Source organism: Hymenobacter agri, assembly GCF_054778495.1.
Genome location: NZ_BAAGZM010000742.1, coordinates 1 through 1,789 on the forward strand (window position 1 = coordinate 1; position 1,789 = coordinate 1,789).

Annotated in this window: 3 protein-coding genes; 1 reads left to right on the forward strand and 2 read right to left on the reverse strand. The window is 56.7% G+C overall.

Going from position 1 to position 1,789, the window contains the following annotated elements; all coding sequences use genetic code 11:
* Window positions 1-92: 92 nt before the first annotated feature.
* On the forward strand, window positions 93-737 hold the full coding sequence (gene ruvC / locus ACYVDE_RS21625) for a crossover junction endodeoxyribonuclease RuvC (RefSeq protein ID WP_460503610.1): 645 nt from the start codon (window positions 93-95) through the stop codon (window positions 735-737).
* Between the two features lie 4 nt (window positions 738-741).
* Here ruvC and ACYVDE_RS21630 read toward each other — a convergent pair whose 3' ends face one another.
* Both ACYVDE_RS21630 and ACYVDE_RS21635 read right to left on the reverse strand, forming a co-directional pair.
* Window positions 742-1,347, reverse strand: coding sequence for a hypothetical protein (locus tag ACYVDE_RS21630; RefSeq protein ID WP_460503611.1), 606 nt, complete (start codon window positions 1,345-1,347; stop codon window positions 742-744).
* A 69-nt stretch (window positions 1,348-1,416) separates the two neighbouring features.
* A partial coding sequence (locus ACYVDE_RS21635; protein WP_460503612.1) for a PhzF family phenazine biosynthesis protein occupies window positions 1,417-1,789 on the reverse strand: 373 nt, incomplete at its 5' end.

Genomic DNA, 1,789 nt, shown 5'->3' on the forward strand with positions numbered 1-1,789 from the left:
GCCGCGCCGGTAGTTTCGGCGGTGTCGGCCGGTTCCGAAGAAACCGGGCGGACCGGCGCGCCGGCCTGTTCGGGGGCGTAACTTTGCAATAGATGCCCGCTCCCACCCGTCCCCGCCCCGCGCCCGCCGCCGATTTGCTGCCCAAGATTATCATGGGCGTCGACCCCGGCACCCAAATTATGGGCTACGCCCTGATTGAGGTGCGCGGCCAGCGCGTGGACGTACTCTGCTACGACGTTATCAATATGAAGGCCCTGGGCTCGAATCACGCCGTAAAGCTAAAGCGGATTTTCGACCGCATGCTGGAGCTCATCGACGAGTACCTACCCGACGAGCTGGCCATCGAGGCTCCGTTTTTCGGCGTCAACGTGCAAAGCATGCTCAAGCTGGGCCGGGCCCAGGGCGTGGCCATCGCGGCCGCCCTGAGCCGCCAGATTCCCTACGTGGAGTACGCCCCCACCAAGGTGAAGCAGTCCGTGACCGGCTCGGGCAACGCCACCAAGGAGCAAGTGGCCCACATGCTACGCCAGACGCTGAAGCTGCCGCCCATCGCCGAAGCCAGTACCTTCCTCGACGCCACCGATGCCCTGGCCGTGGCCCTCTGCCACCACTACATGAAGGGCAACAACGTAACGGCCAGCGGCGGCAAAAGCTGGGGCAAGTTCCTGGCCGAAAACCCCGAGCGGGTGGGCGCCAGCACCGGCGCGGCGAAGAAGAGAGCGCCGACGAAATCGTAATTCGTTATTTTTTTGACAATACCTCCGCGCGACGAATTACTTCTTCCTGCCGATTTATATACCCTTCCAATGATTTCGGGTTGGGCAAGCTACCCTTCTGGTATTGGTCAATCAAGGGCAGCGTCCGCACAATTTTCAGCACGTTGTGCAGGTCTGAAATAGTCGTTTGCTTATTATCGATAATTTTTAAGAGTTGATTATGCCCGGCAATTCTTGCGTTATATTTTATCAGTTGAGCCGCAATCATATTGCGTATTTTGTTCCGCAATACGCTGTCTTTAATTGCGGAAATATGTCCATTCGCCGCGCCGAAATACGCTTGGTTCCGGTCCTTAAATTCATCAATCAGCTTTGTTGTATCGCGTTCGCTCTCATCAAGGTCGCTAATATTATCTTCAAGCTTTTTCAAATTCTGGTCATTGCTCACCAGTTCATTGTAGAGCCCATCAACCAAATCATCATAACCACGCTTCGAAACCAACCTATAGGAAGAATTATTTTCTGTCAGCGCTTTAGGTATTTCCTGCGGTGATTGGTTTCGCCTTTGGCTGTCGCCGCAAGAAACCAGCGACAAAGTCAGAAGGATTGCTACGAATTGTTTGGTTGCCATAAACCAGCAGAAAATTGGTTGTTGCATATTCAGTTTATTCGTTGCTTTTGATGATATAAGCCTGCGTATTTATACTAGAGTGTTAGATGCAGCCAGCAGCTCGCCCGCCGCATACGTCACGGCATACCCGCCAATGTCCACCCTATCGCCGCGCAGGCGGCACCAGAGGTCGCCGCCGCGGGGCGAAATCTGGCGGGCGCGCAGCTCGGCTTTGCCCAGCTTGTCGGCCCAGAAGGGAATGAGAATGCTGTGGGCCGAGCCGGTAACGGGGTCTTCGGGCACGCCCACGCGGGGGGCGAAAAAGCGCGACACGAAATCCACGCCGTTGGTGCCGGGCGCGGTGGCGATGACGCCCACGTAGTCAAGCGCCGCAATGGCGGCCATATCGGGCTGCAAAGCGGCTACTTCGGCTTCGGAGCCGAACTCGGCCAGCAGGTCGCGG